At 72.4% G+C, this 24,902-nt stretch carries 27 protein-coding genes and 3 pseudogenes; 22 read left to right on the top strand and 8 right to left on the bottom strand.

Going from position 1 to position 24,902, the window contains the following annotated elements:
• Nucleotides 1–119 precede the first annotated feature (119 nt).
• On the top strand, nt 120–449 hold the full coding sequence (locus ACSHWO_RS33535) for a hypothetical protein (RefSeq protein ID WP_385848914.1): 330 nt from the start codon (nt 120–122) through the stop codon (nt 447–449).
• Between the two features lie 67 nt (nt 450–516).
• The gene (gene acs / locus ACSHWO_RS33530; RefSeq protein ID WP_438318204.1) at nt 517–2,472 is read left to right on the top strand and encodes an acetate--CoA ligase; all 1,956 of its coding nucleotides are present in this window, start codon (nt 517–519) and stop codon (nt 2,470–2,472) included.
• An 83-nt stretch (nt 2,473–2,555) separates the two neighbouring features.
• On the opposite strand, the gene ACSHWO_RS33525 is transcribed toward acs, so the two are convergent.
• From ACSHWO_RS33525 to ACSHWO_RS33510, 4 genes are all read right to left on the bottom strand, one after another.
• Entirely contained in the window at nt 2,556–5,345 is a 2,790-nt protein-coding gene (locus ACSHWO_RS33525) for an AAA family ATPase (RefSeq protein WP_438318201.1), read from the bottom strand.
• A gap of 129 nt (nt 5,346–5,474) precedes the next feature.
• Entirely contained in the window at nt 5,475–6,878 is a 1,404-nt protein-coding gene (locus ACSHWO_RS33520; RefSeq protein ID WP_438318198.1) for a DUF2252 domain-containing protein, read from the bottom strand.
• Nucleotides 6,879–7,029: 151 nt separating this feature from the next.
• Nucleotides 7,030–7,605, bottom strand: a complete 576-nt coding sequence (locus ACSHWO_RS33515) for a hypothetical protein (protein ID WP_438318195.1) — start codon at nt 7,603–7,605, stop codon at nt 7,030–7,032.
• Nucleotides 7,602–8,552 (bottom strand): LysR family transcriptional regulator, encoded by a 951-nt coding sequence (locus ACSHWO_RS33510; protein ID WP_438318192.1) that lies wholly within the window; start codon nt 8,550–8,552, stop codon nt 7,602–7,604. Before ACSHWO_RS33510 ends, ACSHWO_RS33515 begins: the two co-directional genes overlap by 4 nt.
• 58 nt (nt 8,553–8,610) lie before the next feature.
• On the opposite strand from ACSHWO_RS33510, the gene ACSHWO_RS33505 reads away from it, so the two are divergent.
• The 4 genes from ACSHWO_RS33505 (at nt 8,611) to ACSHWO_RS33490 (ending at nt 11,553) form a co-directional block, all read left to right on the top strand.
• Entirely contained in the window at nt 8,611–9,423 is an 813-nt protein-coding gene (locus tag ACSHWO_RS33505; protein WP_438318189.1) for an NAD(P)-dependent oxidoreductase, read from the top strand.
• Nucleotides 9,424–9,684: 261 nt separating this feature from the next.
• The gene (locus tag ACSHWO_RS33500) at nt 9,685–10,068 is read left to right on the top strand and encodes a twin-arginine translocation signal domain-containing protein (protein WP_438318186.1); all 384 of its coding nucleotides are present in this window, start codon (nt 9,685–9,687) and stop codon (nt 10,066–10,068) included.
• A gap of 36 nt (nt 10,069–10,104) precedes the next feature.
• Complete coding sequence (locus ACSHWO_RS33495; RefSeq protein WP_438319333.1) at nt 10,105–10,536, top strand: DUF2809 domain-containing protein; 432 nt, start codon at nt 10,105–10,107, stop codon at nt 10,534–10,536.
• A 129-nt stretch (nt 10,537–10,665) separates the two neighbouring features.
• Nucleotides 10,666–11,553: a CAP domain-containing protein gene (locus ACSHWO_RS33490; protein WP_385849971.1), complete on the top strand. Its 888-nt coding sequence runs from the start codon at nt 10,666–10,668 to the stop codon at nt 11,551–11,553.
• A gap of 30 nt (nt 11,554–11,583) precedes the next feature.
• Here ACSHWO_RS33490 and ACSHWO_RS33485 read toward each other — a convergent pair whose 3' ends face one another.
• Both ACSHWO_RS33485 and ACSHWO_RS33480 read right to left on the bottom strand, forming a co-directional pair.
• A complete protein-coding gene (locus ACSHWO_RS33485; protein WP_438318183.1) occupies nt 11,584–12,147 on the bottom strand; it encodes a nitroreductase family protein in 564 nt (187 codons plus the stop codon).
• Between the two features lie 139 nt (nt 12,148–12,286).
• Nucleotides 12,287–12,727 (bottom strand): transglycosylase SLT domain-containing protein, encoded by a 441-nt coding sequence (locus ACSHWO_RS33480; RefSeq protein WP_438318134.1) that lies wholly within the window; start codon nt 12,725–12,727, stop codon nt 12,287–12,289.
• A 468-nt stretch (nt 12,728–13,195) separates the two neighbouring features.
• Between ACSHWO_RS33480 and ACSHWO_RS33475 the strand changes: the two genes are divergently transcribed.
• The 3 genes from ACSHWO_RS33475 (at nt 13,196) to ACSHWO_RS33465 (ending at nt 17,291) form a co-directional block, all read left to right on the top strand.
• Nucleotides 13,196–13,816: a hypothetical protein gene (locus tag ACSHWO_RS33475; RefSeq protein WP_438318180.1), complete on the top strand. Its 621-nt coding sequence runs from the start codon at nt 13,196–13,198 to the stop codon at nt 13,814–13,816.
• 104 nt (nt 13,817–13,920) lie between these two features.
• Complete coding sequence (locus tag ACSHWO_RS33470; protein WP_438318177.1) at nt 13,921–14,337, top strand: hypothetical protein; 417 nt, start codon at nt 13,921–13,923, stop codon at nt 14,335–14,337.
• Nucleotides 14,338–14,624: 287 nt separating this feature from the next.
• Entirely contained in the window at nt 14,625–17,291 is a 2,667-nt protein-coding gene (locus ACSHWO_RS33465; protein WP_438318174.1) for an ABC transporter substrate-binding protein, read from the top strand.
• Between the two features lie 91 nt (nt 17,292–17,382).
• Here ACSHWO_RS33465 and ACSHWO_RS33460 read toward each other — a convergent pair whose 3' ends face one another.
• On the bottom strand, nt 17,383–17,841 hold the full coding sequence (locus ACSHWO_RS33460) for a DUF4231 domain-containing protein (protein ID WP_438318171.1): 459 nt from the start codon (nt 17,839–17,841) through the stop codon (nt 17,383–17,385).
• A 145-nt stretch (nt 17,842–17,986) separates the two neighbouring features.
• Between ACSHWO_RS33460 and ACSHWO_RS33455 the strand changes: the two genes are divergently transcribed.
• The 3 genes from ACSHWO_RS33455 to ACSHWO_RS33445 are packed head-to-tail and all read left to right on the top strand — an operon-like array spanning nt 17,987 to nt 19,783.
• Complete coding sequence (locus tag ACSHWO_RS33455; RefSeq protein ID WP_438318168.1) at nt 17,987–18,667, top strand: hemerythrin domain-containing protein; 681 nt, start codon at nt 17,987–17,989, stop codon at nt 18,665–18,667.
• Entirely contained in the window at nt 18,664–19,617 is a 954-nt protein-coding gene (locus tag ACSHWO_RS33450) for a pyridoxamine 5'-phosphate oxidase family protein (protein ID WP_438318165.1), read from the top strand. The genes ACSHWO_RS33455 and ACSHWO_RS33450 overlap by 4 nt, the downstream gene beginning before the upstream one ends.
• Before the next feature lie 37 nt (nt 19,618–19,654).
• Nucleotides 19,655–19,783, top strand: coding sequence for a hypothetical protein (locus ACSHWO_RS33445; protein WP_385849886.1), 129 nt, complete (start codon nt 19,655–19,657; stop codon nt 19,781–19,783).
• A 478-nt stretch (nt 19,784–20,261) separates the two neighbouring features.
• On the opposite strand, the pseudogene ACSHWO_RS33440 reads toward ACSHWO_RS33445, so the two are convergent.
• A pseudogene (locus tag ACSHWO_RS33440) lies at nt 20,262–20,339 on the bottom strand (NAD(P)/FAD-dependent oxidoreductase); the annotation flags it as partial.
• Between the two features lie 340 nt (nt 20,340–20,679).
• On the opposite strand from ACSHWO_RS33440, the gene ACSHWO_RS33435 reads away from it, so the two are divergent.
• The 10 genes and pseudogenes from ACSHWO_RS33435 (at nt 20,680) to ACSHWO_RS33390 (ending at nt 24,789) form a co-directional block, all read left to right on the top strand.
• Nucleotides 20,680–21,066, top strand: coding sequence for a DUF885 family protein (locus tag ACSHWO_RS33435; RefSeq protein WP_438319332.1), 387 nt, complete (start codon nt 20,680–20,682; stop codon nt 21,064–21,066).
• Nucleotides 21,067–21,347: 281 nt separating this feature from the next.
• Nucleotides 21,348–21,731, top strand: a complete 384-nt coding sequence (locus ACSHWO_RS33430; RefSeq protein ID WP_438318162.1) for a DUF5132 domain-containing protein — start codon at nt 21,348–21,350, stop codon at nt 21,729–21,731.
• A gap of 727 nt (nt 21,732–22,458) precedes the next feature.
• On the top strand, nt 22,459–22,869 hold the full coding sequence (locus tag ACSHWO_RS33425) for a condensation domain-containing protein (protein WP_438319331.1): 411 nt from the start codon (nt 22,459–22,461) through the stop codon (nt 22,867–22,869).
• Nucleotides 22,778–23,023: pseudogene (locus ACSHWO_RS33420) on the top strand (hypothetical protein); the annotation flags it as partial. The gene ACSHWO_RS33425 and the pseudogene ACSHWO_RS33420, both read left to right, overlap by 92 nt.
• Before the next feature lie 85 nt (nt 23,024–23,108).
• A complete protein-coding gene (locus ACSHWO_RS33415; RefSeq protein WP_438318159.1) occupies nt 23,109–23,420 on the top strand; it encodes a hypothetical protein in 312 nt (103 codons plus the stop codon).
• Nucleotides 23,421–23,453: 33 nt separating this feature from the next.
• On the top strand, nt 23,454–23,669 hold the full coding sequence (locus ACSHWO_RS33410; RefSeq protein ID WP_385849889.1) for an MbtH family protein: 216 nt from the start codon (nt 23,454–23,456) through the stop codon (nt 23,667–23,669).
• Between the two features lie 197 nt (nt 23,670–23,866).
• Nucleotides 23,867–24,352: a cytochrome P450 gene (locus ACSHWO_RS33405; RefSeq protein WP_438318155.1), complete on the top strand. Its 486-nt coding sequence runs from the start codon at nt 23,867–23,869 to the stop codon at nt 24,350–24,352.
• Nucleotides 24,349–24,411 (top strand): annotated as a pseudogene (locus ACSHWO_RS33400) (hypothetical protein); the annotation flags it as partial. The gene ACSHWO_RS33405 and the pseudogene ACSHWO_RS33400, both read left to right, overlap by 4 nt.
• A 24-nt stretch (nt 24,412–24,435) precedes the next feature.
• Entirely contained in the window at nt 24,436–24,567 is a 132-nt protein-coding gene (locus tag ACSHWO_RS33395) for a hypothetical protein (RefSeq protein WP_438318152.1), read from the top strand.
• Nucleotides 24,568–24,597: 30 nt separating this feature from the next.
• A complete protein-coding gene (locus ACSHWO_RS33390) occupies nt 24,598–24,789 on the top strand; it encodes a hypothetical protein (RefSeq protein ID WP_438318149.1) in 192 nt (63 codons plus the stop codon).
• Nucleotides 24,790–24,902 lie beyond the last annotated feature (113 nt).

Raw genomic sequence — 24,902 nt, 5'->3', positions numbered from 1 at the left:
CACAAGCGGGCACCTCGCCGTACGGACACGTCCACCGGACCGGCCGCGACCGGCCGCCGCCGGGGGCCGCGGACGGGCCCGCCGCAACGCCTTCGGAAGAACGAACCACGGGGAACACCTTGACCACTCCACAGCCCACGGGCGCCGGATCGCAGGCGCCCTCCGCCACGCGGCATCCGCTGTCGCCGGACCGGGCGTGCTGCTGCGCCGGCACGGGATCCGCGGACCGGTCCGGCACCAGCGGCATCGCCGTCGTCGTCCTTTCCTGCGCCGTGCTGCTGAGCGTGACCGTCGTGTGCCTGCTCACGGCCCGGCTCTTCGCCTGGGACGACACCACGCACGTCCGCATGCCGCAGTGTGCCCAGGCACCGGACCGGGTGGCACCCGCACCCCCGTACCAGCGCGACCGCCGCCACTCGGTGCCCGCGGGCGCCTGCACCACCGGCTGACGCGGCCCGATCCCGCCACCGGCCCCCTGCACCCACAGCTGTACAGCACCACACGAGGAGAACGAACGTGACGAACGAGAGCCTGGCCAATCTGCTCAAGGAGGAGCGGCGGTTCGCACCGCCCGCCGATCTGGCCGCCGCCGCGAACGTGACGACTGCGGCGTACGCGCAGGCCGAGGCGGACCGGCTGGGTTTCTGGGCCGAGCAGGCCCGTCGCCTGTCCTGGGCGGTGGAGCCGACCGAGACCCTGGACTGGACCAACCCGCCCTTCGCGAAGTGGTTCGCGGACGGCACGCTGAACGTCGCCTACAACTGCGTGGACCGGCACGTCGAGGCCGGCCACGGCGACCGGGTCGCGATCCACTTCGAGGGCGAGCCGGGCGACAGCCGCGCGATCACCTACGCCGAGCTCAAGGACGAGGTCTCACGCGCCGCGAACGCCCTGACCGAGCTCGGTATCGGCGCCGGCGACCGCGTCGCGGTCTACCTGCCGATGATCCCCGAGGCGGTCGTGGCGATGCTCGCCTGCGCCCGGATCGGCGCCGCCCACTCGGTGGTCTTCGGCGGCTTCTCCGCCGACGCCGTCGCCTCCCGCATCCAGGACGCCGACGCCAAACTGGTCATCACCGCCGACGGCGGCTACCGCCGCGGCAAGCCCTCCGCGCTCAAGCCCGCCATCGACGAGGCCGTCACCAGGTGCCCGCAGGTCGAACACGTCCTCGTCGTGCGCCGCACCGGCCAGGACACCGCGTTCACCCCCGGCCGCGACCTGTGGTGGGACGAGACCGTCGGCCGCCAGTCCACCCAGCACACCCCGCAGGCCTTCCACGCCGAACACCCCCTGTTCATCCTCTACACCTCCGGCACCACCGGAAAGCCCAAGGGCATCCTGCACACCTCCGGCGGCTACCTCACCCAGGCCGCCTACACCCACCACGCCGTCTTCGACCTCAAGCCGGAGTCGGACGTCTACTGGTGCACCGCCGACATCGGCTGGGTCACCGGCCACTCCTACATCGTCTACGGCCCCCTCGCCAACGGCGCCACCCAGGTCATGTACGAGGGCACCCCCGACACCCCCCACCAGGGCCGCTTCTGGGAGATCGTCCAGAAGTACCGCGTCACCATCCTCTACACCGCCCCCACCGCCATCCGCACCTTCATGAAGTGGGGCGACGACATCCCCGCCAAGTTCGACCTGTCGAGCCTGCGCGTGCTGGGCTCGGTCGGCGAACCCATCAACCCCGAAGCCTGGATCTGGTACCGCAAGCACATCGGCGGCGACCGCTGCCCGATCGTGGACACCTGGTGGCAGACCGAGACCGGCACCATGATGATCTCCCCGCTGCCCGGCGTCACCGAGACCAAGCCCGGCTCCGCCCAACGCGCCCTGCCCGGCATCGGCGCCACCGTCGTCGACGACGACGGCCACGAGGTCCCCCACGGCGCAGGCGGCTACCTCGTCCTCACCGAGCCCTGGCCCTCCATGCTCCGCACCATCTGGGGCGACGACCAGCGCTACCTCGACACCTACTGGTCCCGCTTCGAAGGCCGCTACTTCGCCGGCGACGGCGCCAAGAAGGACGACGACGGCGACATCTGGCTCCTGGGCCGCGTCGACGACGTCATGCTCGTCTCCGGCCACAACATCTCCACCACCGAGGTCGAGTCCGCCCTCGTCTCCCACCCCGCGGTCGCCGAAGCCGCCGTCGTGGGCGCCGCCGACGAAACCACCGGCCAGGCCATCGTCGCCTTCGTCATCCTGCGCGGCACCGCCAACGAAGACGCCGACCTCGTCGCCGACCTGCGCAACCACGTCGGCGCCACCCTCGGCCCCATCGCCAAGCCCAAGCGCGTCCTGCCCGTCGCGGAACTCCCCAAGACCCGCTCCGGCAAGATCATGCGCCGCCTCCTGCGCGACGTCGCCGAGAACCGCGAACTCGGCGACGTCACCACCCTCACCGACTCCTCCGTCATGGACCTCATCCAGAGCAAGCTGCCGAGCGCACCTTCGGAGGACTGACGCCGCACGCCCCCGGGCGGGTAGGGCCGGCCCGGCGGATCCACCGCCCGGCCGGCCCGGGCCGAGCTCCCGCCCGCTCGCCCTCAGCGGCGTACGGAGCCCGGTGCCGCCAGTGCGTCCGCCAGGCCCGGCCGTCCCTGGATGCCGAGCTTCCCGTACGCCTTGGTGAGGTGGACCTCGACGGTCCGCAGGCCCACGTACAGGCGCGCGGCGATCTCCTTGTTCGTCAGGCCCTCGGCTGCCAGTGCGGCGACCCGGCGCTCGGACGGGGTCAGTGCCTGCGCGCCCTCCTCGGCCGGGGCGTCCGGACGGTAGCCGGCAGCCCGCAGTTCGCACTCGGCGGCGTCGGCAACGGCGGTGGCCCCGCAGCGGCGGGCGCTGACCACCGCGGAACGCAGGTGCGCACGGGCGTCGTCGAGGTGGCCGGCCTGCCGCAGCCGGGCCCCGCAGTCGGCCAGCGCCTGTGCATGGGCCAGCCGGGCCGCGGTCGGCTCCAGCAGCGCGACCGCCTCGCGCAGCAGCACGAGGCCGTCCGGACCGGGGGTGACGAGGCCGAGCACGCGCAGCGCGTTGCCGGTGATCTCGGGAGCGCCCCATGCCCGGGCCAGTTCGGCCTCCTCGGCGGCGAGCTCCACGGCCTGACGGGTGTCGCCGAGGGCCGCACGGGCCAGGGCGGCCTCGGAGCGCCACGGCAGCACGGCCGGACCCGACATCAGGCGGGTGGTGGCCCGCTCCCCTGCGCGCAGCAGGTCTTCCAGGCCTTCTTCGACCCGGCCCCGGGCGACCTTGAGGCGTCCCCGGACGAGGGCCGTGAAGTCGTTGGCCCAGTGCTGCCCGAGGGTGCCGGTGAGGCCGTGCTCGGCCAGCAGGTCCTCGGCCTCCGCCAAGCGGCCCTGCTTGGTCAGGGCGTCGGTGAGCATGGCGACGCTGTGGCTGGTGGTGGGGCCGGCGCCGACGCCCCGCAGGGCGGCGATGGCGGCGCGTGCGTCGGCCTCGCACCCGCGGACGTCGCCCAGACGGTAGTTGACGCCGGCCCGGAGCGTGGTCAGGTACGCCTGTCTCAGCGCGGCCGCCTGTCCGCGGGATCCTTCCAGGCTCGCGTTGACGTGCGCCAGGGCGAGGTCGGGGCGGCCGGCAGCGGAGAACGCCAGAACGGGCGCGGTGTACACGTACGACTCGTCGCCCTCCGGGCAGACCCCGCCGGCCAGTGCGTCCCGGGCGTGGGCGAGGGCGTCCTCGCGGCAGCCGCCGCCGTCGATCAGGCAGCGCAGGGACAGCAGTGCGGCGAGGGACCGCTCCGCCGGCGAACCCTGCGCCGCGGCCGGGTCGAGTTCGCGCAGCCGCGGCAGGGCGGCCGCGGCGGTGTGGATCCGGCCGAGCTGGCCGTACAGCAGGTCGATCTCCAGCCGGAGGGCGTGCGCCGGTCCGGTGTGGCGGATGCGCTGCGCGGCGCGTCGCAGGACGTCGAGCCCCTCGGGGTACCGGTCGAGGGTGAACAGGGCCCCCGCCAGTGACCGGGCGGCCGCGGCCTGTTCGCCGGGCACGGTGGCGAGGTCGAGGGAGCGTCTGAGCGTGTGGACGGCGGTGGGGACGCAGCGGGCCAGTTCGGCCTCGCCGAGGGAGGCGAGGACCTGGGCGCGCAGCTGTTCCCGCAGGGGTTCGCGCAGGGCCCGGCGCAGGCAGGCGACGGCGGTGGCGTTCTCGCCGTGCTCCAACGCGTCGTCGGCGGCGTTCAGCAGGGCCTCGGCGGTGCCGTCCTGTCCGATCGGGCTGCCGATCAGGTGGGGCACGACCTCGGCCCACGCCGCGCCCTGGTCGATGAGGAACCGGGCGGCCCGGGAGTGGAGTGCCTGGCGCCTGCTCGGCAGGACCTCTGCGGCGACGGCCGCGGCGAGCAGCGGGGCGCTGAAGGTGCTGCCGTGTTCGCCGGGGACCATCGTGCCTGCGAGCGTGAGGGCGTGCAGGCCGTCCTCGACGACCTGCTGCTCGATTCCCGAGGCGAAGGCCAGGAGTTCGGCGGCCGGGGGGTGCGGGCCGACGAGGACGGCGGCGGCCTCGGCGGTGGCGAGCACGCCGGGGCCCATCGTGCGCAGTGCGGCGTGCACGGTGCGGCCGGTCCCGGCCGGTACGTGGCGGTCGAGGGCGGCGGCCGTGGCGGCGTCGGGTACCACCGCGGCGGAGCGCAGCGAGCGGAGGAGGGTGTGCAGCAGGGCCGGGTTGCCGCCGGTGGCGGTCCGGCAGGCGGTGACGAACTCGGGCGCGGGCTCCGGTCCGGGACCGGTGCCGTCCTCGGCACCGGCGCCGAGGACGGTGTGGACGAGCCGTGCGACGTCGGCGTCGGTGAGGGGCGTGAGCCGGATGCGCCGGTGGAACAACGGCAGCAAGGTGCCCACGGGATCCTCGTCCGACGGCAAGCGGCCCGGGCCGTGGGTGGCCACGACGGTGACGGGCAGGTCGTCGAGGCGACGGAGGAGGGTTTCCAGCCAGGCGGCCGAAGCGGCGTCGGTCCACTGGAGGTCGTCGATCCCGATGACCGTGCGGGGCGCGCGGCGGGCGGCGGCCGCGATCAGGCGGTGCGCCTCCTCCCCGACAGCGGGGCCGGGGCCGCCGAGGCCCCCGGGTCGGCCGGCTCTTGGGCTCGGGAGCTGCTCGACGAGCTGCCGGACCAGCCCCGACCGGGTGTGGGCGTCTGCCGGTTCGGCCATGGCGGACAGGACGAGGCCGCCCTCGCCGACGGCGCGGCGGAGCGCGGCGCCCAGCAGTGCGCTCTTGCCCGTGCCGCGGCCGCCGTGCACGACCACGGCGGTGGCCGGGGCGTCGGGGCGGGTCAGCTCGGCCAGGACCGCGAGCTCCTGTTGTCGTCCTGTCAGCACGGCTGCCGCCTCGTGTCCTGCCTCGTCCTGCCGACAACAGCACCGGGTGGTTGCGCGGCCGTGAGCTCGTATCTCCTGGCCAGATTATTACGTACGGTGAGGTGGCGCGGACCCGCACACTCCGTGCGGTCAGCCCTCGGCCGTGGGCACGCGGCCGGTTCGAGCGGCTTCGACGAGCGCGGCGTAGTCCCGCTGGTTCTGGTCCGCGTACGCCTCCGCGAAATCGACCAGCGCCCGGTCGAAGGTGTCGACCGTGCCGAGGTAGGCGGCGATGGCGACGGGGTCGCCGGAGCGCGCGTGGGCCCGGGCCAGGGAGGAACCACAGGCCCCGGCGAGCAGGTGCAGGCCCTGCGGGCGGATGTTCTCCGTCGGGGCGCCGCCCTTCCAGTCGTAGAGCTGACGGACGTAGAAGTCGCGGCTCCGGCCGTCGATGCCCGTGGCCCGGTCCCAGCCCAGGAAGATGTCGCTGGCGGCCTGCACCAGCCGCTGTCCGGCGACCACCCGCTGTCCCTGGTTGTCGTACGCGGTGGGCCGGGTGTAGGGGGCCAGTACCGATTCCCCGGCTTCCTTGGCCTGGAGGAGCAGCGGGTCGTCGTCGTCACGGCCGAGCAGCAGGATGATCCAGCAGCGCGTGCCCACGCTGCCGACGCCGACGACCTTGCGGGCCATGTCCACGACGTGGAAGCGGCCGAGCAGCTCCCGGCGGTCGCTGGGCAGGCTCTGCCCGTACGTGTCCAGGAGCGCGCGCACGACGGGGGCCTGGTCCGTCAGGTCCGTTCCGTCCTCCGTCGGGCCGGACTCGGCCAGCAGGTCGGACAGCGGGACGACCAAAGGCGGGTTCGGGGCGATCCGGAGCTTTCCGTCGACCCGGTGGGTGAGTTTGGCGAGGGCCTGCAGGTGGTCCTTGCCGCGGGCCTTGGCGAAGACCTCGTCGGCGCGGCGCAGCAGGCGTGCGCCGCCGTAGGCGGCGAGTTCGCGCAGGCCGGCGGCCTCGTCCTGGGCGTACCAGATGTCGAGGACGCGCAGGCCGGCGAGGTGTTGCATCCGCAGCCGGTACGCCGATACGGCCTCGCGCACCACGGCGGCCCGGTCGCGCCCGCTGAACCCTCTTTCGCGGCCCGCGACGGCGAGGCTGGCGGCGAGCCGTTTCACGTCCCACTCGAAGGGGCCGGGGTGCGTCTCGTCGAAGTCGTTCGCGTCGAAGACGAGGGTCCGCTCGGGCGAGGCGAAGAGACCGAAGTTCAGGAGGTGGGCGTCACCGCACAACTGTGCCGTCAGACCCGTGTGGGGTGCCGCGCCGAGGTCGGCGGCCATGACCGCCGCAGCCCCCCGGTAGAAGTGGAACGGCGACAGCAGCATCCGGCCGTAGCGGATGGGCACCAGCTCCGGCACGCGCGTGGTGCACTGCGCCCGGAGAACCTCCACCGGGTCGGGCCGCGCACTCCCCGGCTCGAACCCCGCGTGCTGTGAGCGCCGCAGGTTCGCGCGTGCGAGCTTTCCGCGCGCGGCACGTTCGTCCAGGGAAGTCGTCACCGTGCCGCCTCCTTGAGGAGCATCGCCCCCGATCGGCTGCGCTTCCATGCTCGCGTCCAGCGACCTTGATCGCCATGCGGGTCGCCTGGCCGTCGGTGCGGACCCCGTGCCCCCGTGCCCGGTCCGACACACGTGGTGATCGGCTGTGTGGTCAGCTCGCGGTCTGGTCCCCGTCGGGTACGTCCTCGACCGTGACCAGGCGGCGGGGCAGTTCGAGCCCCCGCGACACCGCACGGGCGACTCCTTCGGGGTCCGGGTGCGTCGGGTACGGCGGCCGTTCGTCCTCGCCGTAGGCCTCGATCGCCCTCACGAAGTAGCCGGGGTGCCAGGCGCCGACTGCTCCCTTGACCTCGACCGCCTTCACGGGGCGGTCGCCGACGAGGTGTTCGAGCGCGGCCAGGATCTCGTCGGACCGCAGTTCACCCGGTACCCGGAACAGGCTGGCATGGGCACCGGCGAGACCGCCGTCCCGCAGCCGCACGGTCACGGTGAGGCAGCTGGTGACGCTCGGATAGGTGATCACGCCACCGGGTTCTACCTCCTTGACCTGCCCTTCCGTCACCGTGGCCCTGTCGGGTGCCGTCGAGCGGACCGCCGCACGGGTTCCCGTGGAGGTCGTCTCGTGGCGGGCGCCGTCAGCGACAGCGGCCCCACCGGGTGAGGTCACGGACAGGGCGCCCACGAGGGCGACGAGGAGGACGGCCGTGCCGCGCTTGATATCGATCACAACCTGGCATTCTCCGTCATCACCCTCCGCTCCCGACCGCTCGGTCGCACCGCCGCCGCCGACTCCGCGGCCCCGCGCAGGTCCGTCAGGAAGGCCGTGGCCGCAGGGGACGGGGTACGGCCGCGGGGGGTGGCGGCGTAGACCTTGCGGTGGGGAAGGTCCGCCGGGTCCACCGGGACCAGCGCGATGTCCGCCCGGGCCGCCCCGGCCGCGAGGGCCGGCAGGACGGTGATGCCGAGGTCCGCCGCGACGAAACCCAGCTTGGCGGTCCAGTCGTTGACCCGGAACGCGACGCGTGGCCGGAACCCGTCGGCCAACGCCGGCGCCAGCAGGGTCCGGTCGGGGCGGACATCGCCTTCGATCCATGACTCGTCGGCCAGTTCGGCCACCCGCAGCCGGGCCCTCCCGGCGAACCGGTGCCCGCGCGGCAGCGCCACGTACATCGGCTCGTCCAACAGGAAGTGCAGTTCCGGTCCCGTGAGCGGTGTCCCGTCGGGGGCGCTGAGGACGGCCACGTCGAGGCCGCCCTCGGCGAGCAGGGCGACGTGCTTGGCCGTGGGACCCTCCGTGTGGACGACGGTGACGCCCGGATGGCGCGCCCCGAACGCGGAGACGGCGCGCGGCACGAGCGACACGTCGGCGGTGGCGAAGGCCCCGATCCGCAGCGTGCCGCCGCCCAGCGAGCGCAGTTCGTCCAGTTCGGCGCGGGCTGCGTGGAGCCGGTCCCGCATGCCCTGCGCGTGGGGCAGCAGCACCCGCCCGGCCTCGGTCAGCCGCACCCCGCGCGGCAGCCGGTCGAACAGGGCGGCTCCCCACTCCTCCTCCAGCGCCTGGATCTGCCGGGACACGGCCGACTGGGTGTAGCCCAGCCCGCGGGCGGCGGCGGTGAAGGACCCGTCCTGCGCCACGCGCAGGAACACCTCGTACAAGCTATGCGAGTCCGGCATGTCAGCCATGCTAGACATTCGCTTGTGGCATGGACGGCAGGTTTCCTACGGTCGGTCCATGAAGAAGAGCGCAGCGAAGACCGCATTCCTCGGGCTCGGCAGCATGGGCGCCCCCATGGCGGCCCGACTGCTCGACGCGGGGCACCCCCTGACCGTCTGGAACCGTACGGAGCACAAGGCGGCCCCACTCGTCGCAGCCGGTGCCCGGCTCGCGTCCGGGCCGGCCGATGCCGTCCGTGACGCCGAGGTCGTCGTCACGATGCTGTCCGACCCGGCGGCCGCGCACGCCGTGGCCGACGCCGTCGTCCCGGCACTGCGGCCCGGCACCCACTGGGTCGACACCTCGACGGTCGGCCCCGACACGGTCCACGCGCTGGCCGCACGCCTCCCCGAGGGAGTGACGCTGACCGACGCCCCGGTGATGGGCAGTGTGGACCGGGCGGCCGCGGGGACGTTGTGGATCCTGGCGGGCGGCTGCCCGCTGCCGGAGCCCGTCCGCACGGTCCTGGGCACGCTCGGCGAGATCACCGAGTGCGGGGCCACCGGCACGGGGGCGGCCCTCAAGCTCGTCCTCATCAACGCGGCGATCGGCGGCGTCGCCCTGGTCTCCGAGGCCCTCGTGCTCGGCCGGGCCCTCGACCTGCCCGCCGACCTCGTCCGCACCGAACTCGCCAAGGGCCCCTTGGCCGGCGCGGTCGCCCGCACCTTCGCCGAGGGGTCCCACTTCCCGATCTCCCTCGCCGCCAAGGACGTGGGCCTGGCCACGGCCCACGCCTCCCTGCCCGTCCTCGAGACCGTCGGCACCGTCCTCGCCGCCCAACCCCGCCCGGACACCGAGGACATCGGCACACTCCGGCTGCGACTCCGGTGACCGACCGACTCGACCGACCCGACCGTCTCCGGGCGGGCGGAGCCCTCAGCCGGTCGAGTCCGGCGCGAACGGGGGTGCCGGCGGGCGCCGGGGCGCCGGGAACGGGGCCGACCGCCGTCCTCACTGGGGCGGTCGTAACCACGGCCCGCTCCGGGGTGTGCAGGGGGAAACCGCCTGATCCGTCGAGGAGCAGGTACGTTGCCCAAGCCGTTGCAGAGCCCTCACGTCACATCCCCATCACCACGGCCACGGAGGCGAACCATGTCAGGAATTTCGCGGCGCTCACTGCTCGGATACTCGGGAACCGCCGCGGCGGGAGCGGTTCTCGCGTCCGGCGGCTCGGCGGAGGCCGCGGAGGCGCACGCCAAGGAGGCCAAGGCCACGGCAGCGGCGGCGGCGACGACCCAGGGCACCCAGGCCGCATCCGCGTTCCCCCGGGGGACCCAGTTCAAGGGCACGGGCATGGTCCCCGAAGTCGGTGGAGAGGTGGTGATCACCTTCAGCGTCTCCACGGTCGACGCCCCGGCCTCGTACGACATCCCTCCCATCGAGCTCGCCAACGCCCTGAACAAGATCGCGCAGGCCCACGGCTGGTCCCCGATCACCTTCTACGGCACACCCGCACCCGCGCCCCTCACCCAGTGACCGCTCGTCGGCTGACACCATGGCCCCGTGCCCCTCATAACCGGAACCCGTGACAGCGGCGCCCTCGACCCGGTACGGACCCGACTGGCAGCAGCGGGCGCGGCGGCGGTCACCGTCGGCCTGGGACTCGGGCTCAGGGCCTTGGCGACCGGGAGCGTGGCCAAGTACGGCGGCGACGCGCTCTACACCGTCCTGGTGCTCGCCCTGGTCGTCTCGGCAGCACCACGGGTCACGCCCCTGAGGGGTGCCGCAAGTGCGCTGGCCTTCAGTTGCCTCGTCGAGTTCCTGCAGCTGAGCCCAGTGCCGGCGGAGCTCTCCCGACGCAGCACCGTCGCCCGCCTCGTGCTCGGTTCCACGTTCAACCCGCCCGACTTCTTCTGGTACTCGGTCGGCGCGGCAGTCGGGTGGCTCGTCCACACCGCGATGGCGAGGCGCAGGCCCAAGCCTTCGTCACGTACGCACAGGTGATGCCCGGTCGGAGCCGTTCCGCGCCGGCCGCCGAGAAATCCCGTTTCGAAAAGTCGTTATGGCGGCTGCTGCCGCAGGTCTCCTTCTACGTCAGGTCACATCAGGTCAGGCAGTAGTACGAGGAGAACGATGCAGCACCACCGCGACGACGAGCGCACGGAGTGGATATCCACCGACCGGTCCGGCCGCGCCGCCGGGCACCGCAAGCCGGTCCGCAAGGCTCCGCTGCTGGGCATGGCGGCGGCCGCGGTCGTTCTTGCCGGCGCCGGCGCCTACGCCCTGGGCTCCCCGGAGTCGTCCCCGGCGGGGACGGCCGCGGCAAGCGCGCCTTCGGCGCTCCCCCCTCAGGCAGGGGCCCCGGGCGGGTCTGCGCCCGACCCGGCCGGTGCCGCGAGTCCCACGGCGACTGCCGCCGCCCCCGGAAGCGGCGCCTCGGCCTCAGCCTCGGCCGAGGCGTCGCCCGTCGCCGGCACAGGCGGCCCTGGCGAGACCTCGCCGAAGCGGTCCACCGCCACGCCCCCGAGCGGCGAGCAAGCGGCTCCGGCGCCGACCGGCCGGCCGTCGGGCACGGGTCCGGTGGGTCCTGACCCCTCCGTCCGCGGCTCCCGCTCGTCGACGCAGGCCGTCAGGGACGCCGAGGCCATGTCCCTCCAGCTCCTCAACGCGGAGCGCGCCACCGTCGGGCTCCCGCCGCTCGCCCCCAGGCAGGACCTCGGCGACTTCGCCCGGGGCTGGGCCAAGCACATGAGGACCAGCGGTTTCGGGCACTCTTCCGACGGGGACAGCGCCTACCTCAAGACCGGCTCCCGCACGTGGATCGGCGAGAACATCGTCATGTGGAGCGGGGCGTCGATGACCGCGCAGGAGGCCGCCGAGAAGTTCCAGTCCATGTGGCGCCACAGCCCCGGCCACTACAAGGCACAGACCAACCCGAAGTTCACCGAGGTCGGCATCGGCATCTATCACGACGAGTCGGGATGGTGGGGCGTGCACAACTTCTCGGACGGCAGGCCCTGACCCTCCGGAGCCCGACCGTGCTCCTGTTCCCTACGCCGGTGGTGTCGGCCAGGGGGCCGTGCACAGGTCGGTAGCGGTGCGGCGTTCGCGTACGACCGGGGGTTCGTCGGCCGCCTTGCCGATCGCGAGCATCGAGACGACCGCCCATCCGGGGTTCGGGCGCAGTTCCTCGGTCAGGGCTTCGAGGTCGAAGGCGCGGAACTGGTGCGTGGCCAGTCCCATCGCCTGGGCCTGGAAGCTCAGGTGGGCCACGGCCTGCCCGAGGTCGTAGTCGGCGAACTCGGAGTAGAGGACGGTGGAGTCGTCGACGTGGCGGCGGGTGAGGGTGACGAGCAGCAGGCCCGCGTCCTTCGCCCAGAGGGCGGAGCTGGGGGCGAGGTGGGGCAGCAGGCGCATGTGGTCCGGCTCGCCGGGGCGGGCGGGGAGGAAACCCCAGGGTTGTGAGTTGCCGGCGGAGGGGCTCCACCGGGCGGCTTCGAGGAGCAGATGCAGGGTGGGATCGTCGACGAGGCCGGACGGATCGAACGTGTACGGGCTGAAGCGCTCGGCGAGGAGGGGGTGGAGCCGGTCGAGCCGGTGAGGATCATGAGACACGTCTCGTGCAACTCGGCGTGTGAGTGTTCCATTTCCGGTCGTCCGGCTCGCCTCACACGGATACGCGAAAACGCTCGGCCGGGGGTTTCCGGCCGAGCGTTTTCGTGTGTCCGTCCTGTGGTCCGTGTCCGCTGGTGGCTCAGTACCAGTGGTTGGCCTGCCAGAAGTTCCAGGCCTGGACCGGGGAGCCGTAGCGGGAGTTCATGTAGTCCAGACCCCACTTGATCTGCGTGGCCGGGTTGGTCTTCCAGTCGGCACCGGCGGAGGCCATCTTCGACGCCGGCAGGGCCTGGACCAGACCGTACGCACCCGACGACGCGTTCGTGGCCTGGTAGTTCCAGCCGCTCTCATGGGAGACGATCTTGTCGAAGGCCGCGAACTGCGCCGGGTCCTTGATCATCTGCTGCGCGATCGCCTTGGCGCTCGTCGGGGCCGCCTGGGCGGGAACCGTGGCGAGCATGGAACCGGCGACACCCAGGGCGACGACGGAACCCGCGAAGGTCTTCTTGGAAGCGGCGATGCGGCGGATGACAGAGGACACGAGCTGGCCTTCCGAAGGGGACGAGGACGATCGCGGCATGCCGAGGACATGCGTGAGCCACTCACGCCAAGGAGAGGGGTTCGTCAGCGGCCGGTGACTACCCGGGCCGCCCTGCGACGCATCCAGTTCTACCCACGCCCCCACCCCCTGACAACGCCCCCTCCTACTACGAGCCCTCGCAGACACACGCGGACGACCCGAGCACACCCCGCCCGAGGCCCCGCCCCACCGCGCCACGCGGCCTTCGCACCTACTACCCCCGCTCGTATGTGACATGGGCCCTATGGGCCGAGTCACCCCGAGACCACCCGAATCTCACCGAATGTCACGGCTTGTGGCTGTTTGCACAGCCCCCTCCGGTCACGGACGTCCACGGTCCGCAACAGTGCGATCCCGGCTCTGCGTCGAACGGAATCCGGCCATCGCCCTGGCCTGATACCGAGAGCTACGGTGGCGCCACTCTTCGACGGCGCCCATCCGGTGGCGCCCGGACAGAAGGAGACGGCAATGGCGACGCGGAGACGGTCGAGGGGGCTCGCGCTGGCCGCGCTCGCCCTGTCCGGGACCCTGACCCTGGCGGGCTGCAACGGGGACACCGACGGGGGAGCAGCCGGGCCGGCCTCCGGCACGACGTCCGGAACCACACCCACCGCCACCGCGGCCGCGCCCTCGGTCACGCCCGGCGGCGTGCTGCCCTCGGCGTCCGCTAAGGCCACGCCGACGCCGACCGGGGCCGCCACCGCGCCCGGCAAGCCGAAGCCGCCGGCGCCGGCTCCCAGCTGCGATCACAAGATGCCGATCTCGCCGGACGAGATCGCCGTCTACCGCTACACCCCGGAAGGGGGCGAACACAGCCTGATCGTCAAGCACGGCAACTGGGGCTGCCCCGGCCCGGGCGGAGCGGCCCCCTTCGTGACGGTCGGCGGGGAAACCTTCGTCTCCGTCAACGAAGACGCCAAGATCACCGCACTCAGCCCGATCGTCGCCAGCTCCGTGAGCAAGCCGATCACCCTCCACGAGCTCAGCGAGTGGCTGGTGGCCCACCCGGACAAAGGCCTGGTGTTCCACTACAACGTCGACCACAGGGGCCACATCGAAACGCTCGGCCAGGAGGAATACACCTCGTAGCCGCCGCGATCGGATAATGGCACCACCCGGGCTGCCCCGTGCGTGCGCGGCGGCAACCCGAAACGACCGACAGAACGACAGAACGACCGGAAAGACGAGGATCCATGGCGCTGAAGGCGGGCCACCGGGTGAAACTGGCGGCGGACCTCGAACTGGCCGGTGCGGTCAGCCCGGCCGGGGGCTCCCCGGCGGACACGGACGCGGACACGCACGCCGTCTCCGGATCCCTGTCCCTGTACCTGGCCGCCGGCATCGAGGGCACCGTCGAGCGCGTGCACGAGCACCGGGACCGGCCTCAGAGCCAGGAGGTGCGCGAGTACGTACGCCTCAAGTCGCTCCTCGACGACTTCGGCCACCAGATGCCGCCGGGGTCGAGGGGGCAGCTGGAGGAGCAGGTCGGCTCCCTGGAACCCGCCTGGACCGCCCACCAGGAACAGCAGCGCCGTGCGACGCTCCGCGTCCGCTTCGACAACGGGTTCGTCCTCGACGGCGCGCACGAGGAACACCTGACCGCCACCTGAGGCGCCCGTCGCCGCGGAGCCGCCGCGCTCGTGATGTGGCGCGAAGTCGTCTCCCGCGGGGACGGGGCGCCGCGAGGGGCGCCGGCCGGGGCAACCTTCTCAATACCCGGCGGGAACACCGCCCGCACCGCTAGCGTGGCGCACCTCACTGCCGTCGGGGGGCAGGCGGTCGATTCCACGACCGCCGGGGGCATGGTTCCGCATGGCCTGAAAGCAGCCTCTCGACGGTGCTTCCCCGGCAGGCGGACGTCCCCGCCCGCCGTGACGCGCAGAGGAGCAGCGAGCACGTGCCGCTTCCACAGAAGATCCACTATCTCATCGAGTGCTTCGACACCCTGGCGGTGAACCGGGGCGGGAACCGCCGGTTACCGGCGATGCTGCTGAAACGGGACGCCGCCGGGGAGCCGACGGCACGCGACATCGTGGTGGAGTACGAGAAGCGCCTCTACACGAAGGAGGGCAGCGAGAAGGTCAGGCGGGTGCCGCACGCCCTGCTGACCGATGACTGTCTGGGACCGCGGGACGCGGTTCCCGGCGAGCCGGCCCGCGAGGTGGCCGCGCCGCACGTCCACGTACTGGACGAACTCACCAAAGAGCTCGCCAAGCTACCGCCCGGCGCCGGGAAGATCCGGCTGTCGCGTTTCAACACCTGCCGCGCCGTGCTGAACGCGAACGTCAACACCGTCACGCCCGATGCCGGAGTGCGGCAGCTGCGCGACCACCTCTACGAGGAACTCCTCCAGCGGCGGGGCGGCCTGGAGATGCTGGCCGGACTGGCCGGCGACGACGCGGCCACGGCCATCGCCACCGCATGGGCGAGCGTCGTGAGGTTCTTCGGCCTGCGGCTGCCCCGCTCGATCTACGGTCTGTGGCTGAAGAGGCGCCGCACCCTGCGCTGGGTCGGGAGCCACCGCCCCGAAGGCGCGAACTTCCTGCGGATGGCGCTGGAGATCACCGCATCCGGCGAGTCCCACAACAAACCCGACGTGGTCCAGCGCCTGCTGCTCACCGCCCTGATCAACGACCTCGCCAAAGCGGTGAGACCGTCCCGCTTCTGGGTCTACCGTGCCCGGCGCCGCTGGTCCTTCGTCCTGCTCCTGCCGGACATCGGCGCCGAGGGCACGACGATCCGCCAACTCCTCGACACCTACGAGCAGATCGCCCGCGACGAGCCCACCGGCCCCCTCATGGTCCTGGGAGCCGCACCCGACGAGCCGCTCTCGTACGCGCAGCCGGTCGCCGCGGACGCCGATGACGCGGACGCGTTGGCCAGGCAGGTGCGCGTCCTCTACGCGCGGCCCTCCGCGTCGGCGGTCTACCTCGTACCGCTCTCCCCGCGCGACGACGACGGTCCGGCCAGGAGCTGGCTGCAGACCAAGCCCAGGGTCGACGCACCGCCGAGCGGCCAGGGAGCCTACGTGCGGGCCGTGGCGGCCCCCGTCCTCGCGCTCGCCCTGGTGGCCACCGGGATCTACTACTGGCGGGCCGAGTTCGGACTGCCGCCGTCCTGCCACAAGGTGAGTACGGGCGAGATCGTCGGCGTCACCGACGGCAGCGGATGCCACCTCGGCAGCCCCGGCCGCGACGACGAACTGCTCGACCTCGAAGCGGTCGCCAAGCGGCAGAACGACGCCGCGGCCCACAGCGGGCGCCCGTACCGGACCGTGGTGTTCTTCGCCCCCCTGACGGCGGAACCCGGTGACTCCACGCCGGTCAGCCTGCAGTCGCTGCGCGGCGCCCTGGCGGCCCAGCACCAGATCAACTCCCGTGAGGGCGCCGTCGTCCAGATCCGCCTGCTGCTCGCCAACTCCGGCAAGTACTTCGCGTACGGCTCGCGCAATCCCCACGGGCCCGACGTCGCGGCGGAGATCATCGAACGCAAGCACCGGGACAAGATCGCCGCGGTCATCGGCATCACCCAGAGCCGGCCGGCCTCGTTCGCCGCGGTCGCGGAGATCTCCGCGGCCAGCATCCCGGTCATCGGCAATTCCGTGTCGGGCAGCAAGATGGTGGACGAGCGCGCGTCGTCCTACTACTTCCAGGTGTCGCCCTCCAACGACCGCATCGCCCAGGTGATGGCCGAGTTCTCCGCGTACTCCGAGGAGGTCGGCGAGCTGACGACGGCCAAGGAGGGAGCCAGGACGGCCGTCGTGGTGTACGACCCGGACGACGAGTTCTTCAGCTCGGACCTCCAGGAGAAGTTCAGCAAGCACTACAAGGGCGGAAAGGTGGTCACCGTCCCCTACTACGAGAACCGCACCGGGCAGATCGTCTCGGACGTGGCACGGGACATCTGCACCGAGGTCGGGAAGTCGGACGGGTTCATCCTCTACGCCGGCCGCTCGGGGGAGATGCCGGCCCTGTTCGACGCCCTGCAGGCGGCCTCGGAGTGCCGGAGGAAGGACGGGAGGAAGATCGCCGTGCTCTCCGAGAGCACCGCGGCCAAGTACCTCCAGGACCCGGCGGACATGATGCGGCGGCACTCCCTGCTCCAGCCGTACTACATGATGTACAACAACTCGAACGGCAAGGAAACGCCGAACACCCCGTACTCGGAATTCACCGCCCACTTCCGGAGCGTGTTCACGGACGGTTCGCTGCCCGAGGGCAACGCGGCCGGCGCCTACGACGCGCTGCAAGTGGCGTCGGCGGCGATCAACGCGGTCTACGTGCAGTACAGGACGGGGACGAACGGCAGCGCCCCGTTCCAGGCGACGGACGTGTACGCACGGCTCTCGAACCCCGGCATCGAGAACCTCTCGGGCGCCACCGGCCTGCTGACGCTGAACAGCCGCAACAGGTTCCCGCCGAACGGCGCCGTCTACATCCTCCAGCCGCACCTCGACAAGAGCGTGACCACCCTGGTCGCCTGCGGAAACCTGCCGGACCAGCCGGTGAACTCGGACCTGGGCAGGACGTGGGGTCCGGCCGGCCGGACCCGGGCCTGCCCGTAGCGGCCGTCTCCACAGCGGGCCCCGCCGCTCGGGCGGCGGGGCCCTGGAGGTGCCGGGCACCGCGGGGCGGTGAACCCCTCCGGTCACAGCACTACGTGTGGGGCAGCGGTGCGGGTTCCCGGCGGTGCTCCAGCCAGGTGCGGCTCAGGTCGTCCCAGATCGTCTGGTACCGGCCGAAGACCTCACCGAGCTGGTCGAACGTGAGCTCGTCGGCGGGCGTCGACGCCACGAGGTATTCGAGGTCGTCGGCGAGCCGCCGGAACCGGTGCTGCGCCTCCTCCATCAGCACCCACCTGGAGCGCCAGTTGAAGAACGGTTCGACGGCTCCCAGCAAGGTCACCAGCGCCACGCACGCCAGGGCCAGACCCGCCCACGCGTTGAGGTCCTGCAGGCCCAGGATGACGGTGGACGCTGCGGACAGGACGAGCGTCGCCACCTTGGTGACGGAGGCACTTCGGCCGAAACGTTTCTTCTTGCCGCGGGCGTAGTCGTTGCCCTGCCGGATCTTGTCCAGCAGGAGGGCCGCCGCCTCCCCCGGTCTCAGCCCCACACCCAGTCCGTTCCCCTGCTGCACTCCGCCCCCGTCTTCTCCGTCGCCGCGCCGGACCGCCAAGCCAACTGCAAGTCAGCACCAAGAGGGTACGGGCACCTTCGTCACATCTGTTGCCCGCCTTCGATTCCTGGAGCATGCAAGCGTGTCCGCCAGCGGTACTGCCGAACGTCCCTACACCCACGAAATGGTCGTGGTCCACCGTGTCTTCCGCCGAGAGTCGGCCCTGCTGCCGCGGCTGGTGCGTGCCGTGCCGGCCGGTGCGACGGCCCGCGCCGCCGCGGTCGGCGCGCACCTGGCCGAGTACGTGACGGGGCTGCACCATCACCACACCGTCGAGGACGAGATGATCTGGCCGCTGCTGCGCGAGCGGGCCGCGGACGAGTTGCTCGTCGAGCGGATGGAGGAGCAGCACGAGCGGATCGACCGGAGCCTGGCGGCGGTCAACGACCGCGCGCCGGTGTGGCAGCAGACCGCCAACCGCGCGGCCGGCACGGAACTCGCGCTGGCGCTGGAGGAGCACCGCGCAGCGCTCCTGGAGCACCTCGACGACGAGGAGCGCCTGCTCCTGCCGCTGGTCGCCTCGCACCTGACGGTCGCGGAGTGGGACGCGGTCGGACGCCGCGGCCTGGAAACCGTCCCGAAGGACAAGCTCATGCTCGCGCTCGGGTCGCTCCTCGAAGACGCGACCCCGCAGGAGCAGGCGTACTTCCTCGGCAAGGCCCCGCTCATCGGCCGCCTGCTGTGGAAGGCGTTCGGGCGCCGCCGGTACGCCGTCTCCTGCCGCGCACTGCGGGCCCCTCTCGACGGTGGGGAGGGCCGATGACGACGCCGACGGTTCTGGACTCCGCTCCCCTCGACGTGCTCGACGCCTACCGGACCTGCGAGCTCGCCACCCTCGGCCGGGACGGGACGCCACTGGCCTGGCCGACGGCGGTGGCGCGGCGCGCGGACGGGACCCTGCTGGTCACCACCTCCCTCGCGTTCGCACAGAAGGCGCTGAACGTCCGCCGGGACGGCAGGGTCGGCCTGCTCTTCTCCGACCCCACGGGCAGCGGCCTCGACACCGCCCCGCAGATCTTCGTGGGCGGCCGGGCTGAATGCCCCGACCGGATCATGACGGGCCCGCAGGGCGCCGAGGAGTACTGGCGGATGCTGTTCGAGCGACAGCCGCACAGCCGGGCCTACCTCTCCTTTCCCCTGCGCCCGTTGATGCACTGGTACTACCTGCGGCTCCTCATCACGGTCACGCCCGAGCAGGTGGTCGTACGCCCACCACGCGCCGCACTGCTGCCCGGACCGGGGGCAGCGGGACCGCCCCCGACCGGGACGGGCGAGCTGCCCGGGGCCGCGCAGCTCGCCGGGTTCCCCACGGCCGTCCTGGCCGCCCGGGACGCGTCCGGGGCGCCGGTGCTCGCCCGGACCCGGCCGGCGCCGACCCCTGAGGGCTACCTGGTGGAGGTGCCGTCCGACTGCGCCGCCGCCCCTGGCCCGGCCTCGCTCCTGGTCCACCGGCACGACGACCGGCTCAACCACATGTACAACGCCCTCGTCCGCGGGGAACTGCGCCGGACCGACCGGGGCTGGGTCCTGGTGCCGTCCACCGTGGTGGAACCGATGGGGTCGGGCGCCGCGCGCGATGCCCTGCGCGTCCTGCGGCACACGAAGCGGTCCACCGACCGGTACCTGGAGCGCCGCGGCCTGCGGCGGCCGAAGGTGCAGTGGGACCGCTTCCGCGCCCTGGCTGCACCCGCACCGCAGCAGGAGCGGACATGACCGCCCCGGGCCGGCGGGAAGGCCGGGGACGGTTCGCATGCGCAGCCTGACGACCCGGCTCGCCGCGGTGCTGGCGGGCCTCCGGCGCCGCGCGGGCGCGGGCCCCGCGGCCGGAGCGGTGGACGAGACCCGTATGCGGCAGGTGCTGCGCTCCCCCCACCACTGACCCGGCCCCTCGGTGCCCCGGAGTGCCCGGCCGGATGCGGCGCGTTGCGGCGGCCGGTCGGGCGGTACGGGTGCGGGCGGCCGAGGTAGGAAGAAGTGCAGGGCCCGACGCCCGCCAGCCGGTTGATGCCACCCGACCACGGCCCGGCGGCGTTGACCACGACCGGCGCGACGATCCGCGTCCCGTCGGCCAGGCGGACGCCGGCGACCCGGTCCGCCCAAGCCGGTGGACGACGAGGCGCAGCCGCCTCCTTCGAACAGGACTGCGGTGTCCGACGGTTCGACGGAAGGGGAGTCGAGCAGCACGGCGCCGGTGCGGTGGAAGACCGCGAGGGGGCGGCTGCCGGCGAACCCCAGGTGGTCCGGCCAGGACGCCCAGAGGTGGCGGGCCTCCCAGGCCGTGGCGCAGCCGTGAACGTGGAGTAGTTGAACCGGATGACCGCGCTGGACGCGCTGGACGCGCTGATGGATCCGTGCCCTGCGGCGCCGGCCTTGTCCACGACGACCACCCGTTGCCCGGTTCGGGCCAGTTCGAGGGCGATGGCGGCACCGATCACGCCGGCACCGACGACCACGGTGTGGGGAGGATCGAGAAGACGGCCGAGGCGGTGAGGGGCGTCCTGTCGGAGCAGGTGATGCCCGGGCGGGGCGTGAACTCGGCCGTGGTGGTGGCGTCTGCCAGGACGAGGCCCGGCCGGGGACCGGGGTGTCGTCTTCGGCGGTGTTGACCAGCGGGGCGTAGGCGTAGCGGCCTGGGCAGCGCCGAAGGCGGCGTACGGGTCGAAGCCGGAGGTCGCGCCGGCTACGGCGATGCGAACTTCGGGTACTACGAGCAGCCGACCGCGGCCAGTTCGGTCGGGCTACCGCTAGAACGGCTCGGACCCGGCCCGGAGGTCCCTGCTCGCCTCGGCTTCGCTGATCTACCACGAGCTGGCGCCGGGACACCACTTGCATCTGGCCCGGCAGGCGGAGAACCGCGTGCTGCCGCAACTACGCCGAGAAGTGGCCGCGTTCGGCGCGTTCAACGAGGGTTGGGCCGAGTACGCGGCCGGCCTCGACCGGGCGAGGACGGTCCTGCCCCGGCAGGCGCTGTCCTACCGCGCGGGCTACCTGGAGTTCCTCGGGCTGAGGGCCGCGTCCGAGGCGGAACTGGGCGCCGGGTTCGACGTGCGGGCCTTTCACGAGGCGGTGCTGGGGGGGCGGCACGCTGCCGTTTCCGGCTCTCCGGCGGCGCGTGACACGCGAACTCGGAAATCACCTTCGGGTCTGAAAATACGACCATGAATTTTTTCTCTATAAGAATGCACGCTGCCGTCCGCGTTCTGCGGGGAAGGGGCGAACACCCTCCCGAGTGAAAGCCGAGAAGGCCGTTTGGCCCCGATGGACTTGGTTCCACTACGGTGGCCGCGAGAGCAGTCGGTGGGTGCTGTCGACGACCAGGGACCCGGTTCGTTCGGCAAATTCCGAATTTCCAAACGGAATGCTTTCCCTCCCCCAGCCGGGTGCTGCTCCGGCGTTCGCAATGCCTGGGTCCCCGTCATACGTTCGTGTACAGAGGTTGGAGCATGATGCCGCCCCTAGTCCCGCCCTTCCTGGTCGGCCTCGTCGTCGCGCCACTGGCCAAGCGTCTCCTCAAGCCGCTGGTGCGCGGTGTCATCAAGACGTCCGTCGGCATCGCCCTCGAGGTGAAGAAGGCGGCCCATGAGGCCGGAGAGAGCATCCACGACCTCGCGGCGGAGGTGGCCGCCGACATGGCGGCGGCACAGATCGCCGCCGGTGACACCGGGCCCCGTTCGGGTGATGGACAGCGGGTCACCCCCGAGAAGGCCGCCCCCGGCGGCGAGAAGGGCGGCGCCGCCGCCGACCGGCCCGGGGCCGAAGCGAGGACCCCGAAGATCCGCACGACCGCCCATGCCGGCGCCGGCATGGGCGTCGACAAGACCCGCTGACTCCTTTCCGGAGGCTCCGGTCACCACCCGGGCGCATTCACCCGTTCCGGATCGCATAGATACGCCCGGGCACCGGTCCGATCGCAGGGCCGATCGACCGATTTCCTTCCCCATTTCCAGTCCGTCGCAGCGCTCCGTCCGTCCGTGACGGCCTTCGCGACCTCCACCAAACAGGTGATCGTACACATGCCGTTTCTGCCGAGTGCCGCGGCCGGGAATCGCTGCGTGGATATGGGCGTGCGCCCGTGCTCGGTCGTCCCGGGCCGCCAGCGCCGGGACGTCAAGCCGGTTCTGGGACGGCCCCGGACGGCCGAAATCGTCGCCGCGACCCTGCGGCGCGTCCTCGGGCTCACCGACGCCCGCGCCCACCCCGTCACCGGCGGGGTCCTCGTCCGGCACGATGCGCGCGTGACCGCCACGGACGTCGGCGGGTTCGTCCGCAGAGCCGTCACCCTGGTCCTGGAGGGCGCGGCCCGGACCCCCGCTGCCCCACCCGCACGGCCCGCCGCCGAAGCGGTTCCGCGCACCGACCTGGGCGTCCGCATCGGCGAGGTCGACGCCCTGCACGTGACCTTCGTCGAGGACGGAGACGGTCCTCGCCAGGTCGTCCGAGGGACCTGGGACCGGGCGCCGGCCTTCCTCGACCTCAGCGAGGAGCAGGCACCGCTCGCGGCGGCCCGGGCATGGATGGGCGACGACCGCGTCCGACCGATCGACCTCGGTCGCGATCCGCTGTTCAGCCTCGGGCTTCAGGCTCTCGCCGACGTGCCACCTGTGGCACCAGGGCTACCACCACCTGGTGATGGACGCGTACGGCTGCGCCCTCGTCCGGCAGCGGGTCACGCAGACGTACACGGCGCTGGCCGAGGGCCGGAAGGTGCCGCAGTGCGCGTTCGGTTCGCTGGACGACCTGGTGGCTGCGGACGCCGAATACCGCACCTCGACGCAGTTCGTCACGGACCGGGCGTACTGGATGGAGCGCTTCGCCGACCGCCCCGCCCCCCACCCGGATCGCGGGCCGGTCTCCCGTCGGGTCTGCCCGGTCCGTGCGCCGCACCGGAGAGTCGGAGGTCCGGCACACCACTGTTCTGCATCCACCCCGGCGGCGGCATCAGCTGGTCGTACAGCGGGCTGCTGAACCACGTAGCGGGCTGCTGAACCACGCCGGGCCCCAGCACCCGGTGTACGCGATCCAGGCGCGCGGCCTCGGCCGGCGCGAACCCCTGCCGACGTCATTCGAGGAGCTGGCGGCTGACTACGCCTACGCCGACCAGATCCAGAAGATCCAGCCGGAAGGCCCGTACCTGATGCTCGGCTGGTCCGCCGGCGGGCTGATCGCCCGCGCCCTCGCCTGCGACGATCCTCGACGCCCACCCGGTGAAGGACGTGACGTTCGAGGAGGTGCCCGTTCCCACCGAGCGGGACGTGCCCGTCGGCATCCTCGACGCCGATGCGGACGAGCTGGGCGACCGGCCGCTGACCTACGGCGAGGTCGCCGAGATCCTGCTCCGGCGGGGCAGCGCGTTGGCCGGTCTGACCGAGCGGCAGATCGAGGCCCTCGTCCACATCGTGATCAACAACTCCAAGCTGGCGGTCGACTTCGTCCCTGGCCGCTTCGACGGCGACCTGCTGCCCTTCAACTCCCCGATCGACCGGGACCACGACGACGCCGGACCCGTGAACTGGTGAGACCGCAACCCGCAACCCGGAGGACTGATTCCCGTGACCAACCCCTTCGACGACCAGGACGGCACCTTCCTCGTGCTCGTCAACGACGAGAACCAGCACTCGCTGTGGCCGCAGTTCGCGGACGTCCCCGAGGGCTGGACCGTCGCCCACGGCCCCGACACCAAAGCCGCCTGCCTGGAGTACGTCGAGCAGGCCTGGACCGACATGCGGCCCAAGAGCCTTGCCGACGCCATGAACACCCAGCGGTAGAACGGTCGACGTGAACCTGACCGAACCCACGGACGAGGCCCGGCTCACGGAGGCCCCCGCCGGGCCCGACGTACACCGAACCACCGGACCACGCCCGGCTGCGCAAGCCGGCCAACCGGGCCTTCACCGCCCGGCGCGCCGAAGCCCTGCGCGACGGCATCCAGCGCCTCGTCGACCGGATCGTCGACGAGGCGGTCGTGACGGGGCCGACCATGGACCTGATCGAGGCGGTCGCCGCCCCGCTGCCGCTGCCCGTCGTCTGCGAGCCCTTCGGCAGCCCGCCCGGGGACCGCCCGCAGGTCAAGGCCTGGTTCCGCCGTTTCGGGCGGCTGACCGAGGGCATCGACAGGACCGAGACGGCGATCGACGAGTACGAGGAGTACCTCGGCCGCCTCGTCCGCCGCCGGGCTGACCCCGGCGACGACCTCGTCGGCAACACCGTCCTCGCCCTGCTGCGCCACCCCGACCAGCTGGCCCGGCTGCAAGAGGACCCGGGGCTGATCCGCACCGCCGTCGAGGAGCTGTCCCGCTACGACACGCCGACCCAAGCGATCCCCCGGGTCGTCGCCGAGGACATCGAGATCGGCGGGCGGACGCTGCGCGAGGGCGAACTGGTGTACCTGTTCCTCGCCGCGGCCAACCGTGACCCCGAGCGCTTCGAGGACCCGACGGTCTCGACCTGACCCGCCCCGCCAACCGGCACCTGAGCTTCGGCAACGGCCCGCACTTCTGCCTCGGCGGCCCGCTGGCCAAGCTCCAGGCCGAGGTGGCCGTCGGCACGCTCGTCCGCCGGCTCCCGCAGCTGCGGTTGGCCGACGCAGCCGGTGGCGGGGCCGCCCTCGAATGGCGGCCGAACGCGCTGCAACGGCTGTTGAGCACCCTGCCGCCCACCTACTGACACCTGATCGACAACGAAGGAGATCTGATCATGGCCCGAGAGTTCGAGGTCCGCCGCGAACAGGACCTGCCGGCCACACCCGAGCAGGTCTGGGACGCGGTCGCCACCGGCACCGGCACCGGCACCGGCACCGGCAACCTCGGCTGGCTCCACCCGATGGACGAGGACGTCGACGAGGAGCGGGCCGCCAAGGCGTGGAACGCCTGGCTCGACCACGCCTAATGGGACTTGCCGGGTCGTAGAGACTCGGTTCCGTAGCCGCCAGCAGGTGGGCACTTCCATCGCCGGAACCACTGCGAGTTCTGGGGTCAGACCGTGCCCCTGCTGGTCGGCCG

It is taken from the genome of Streptomyces pallidus (ex Mingjun et al. 2026) (genome assembly GCF_051550185.1).
Lineage (GTDB): Bacteria > Actinomycetota > Actinomycetes > Streptomycetales > Streptomycetaceae > Streptomyces.
Note: the sequence above shows the minus strand (reverse complement) of the source record. Positions and strands in the feature narration are given on the sequence as shown.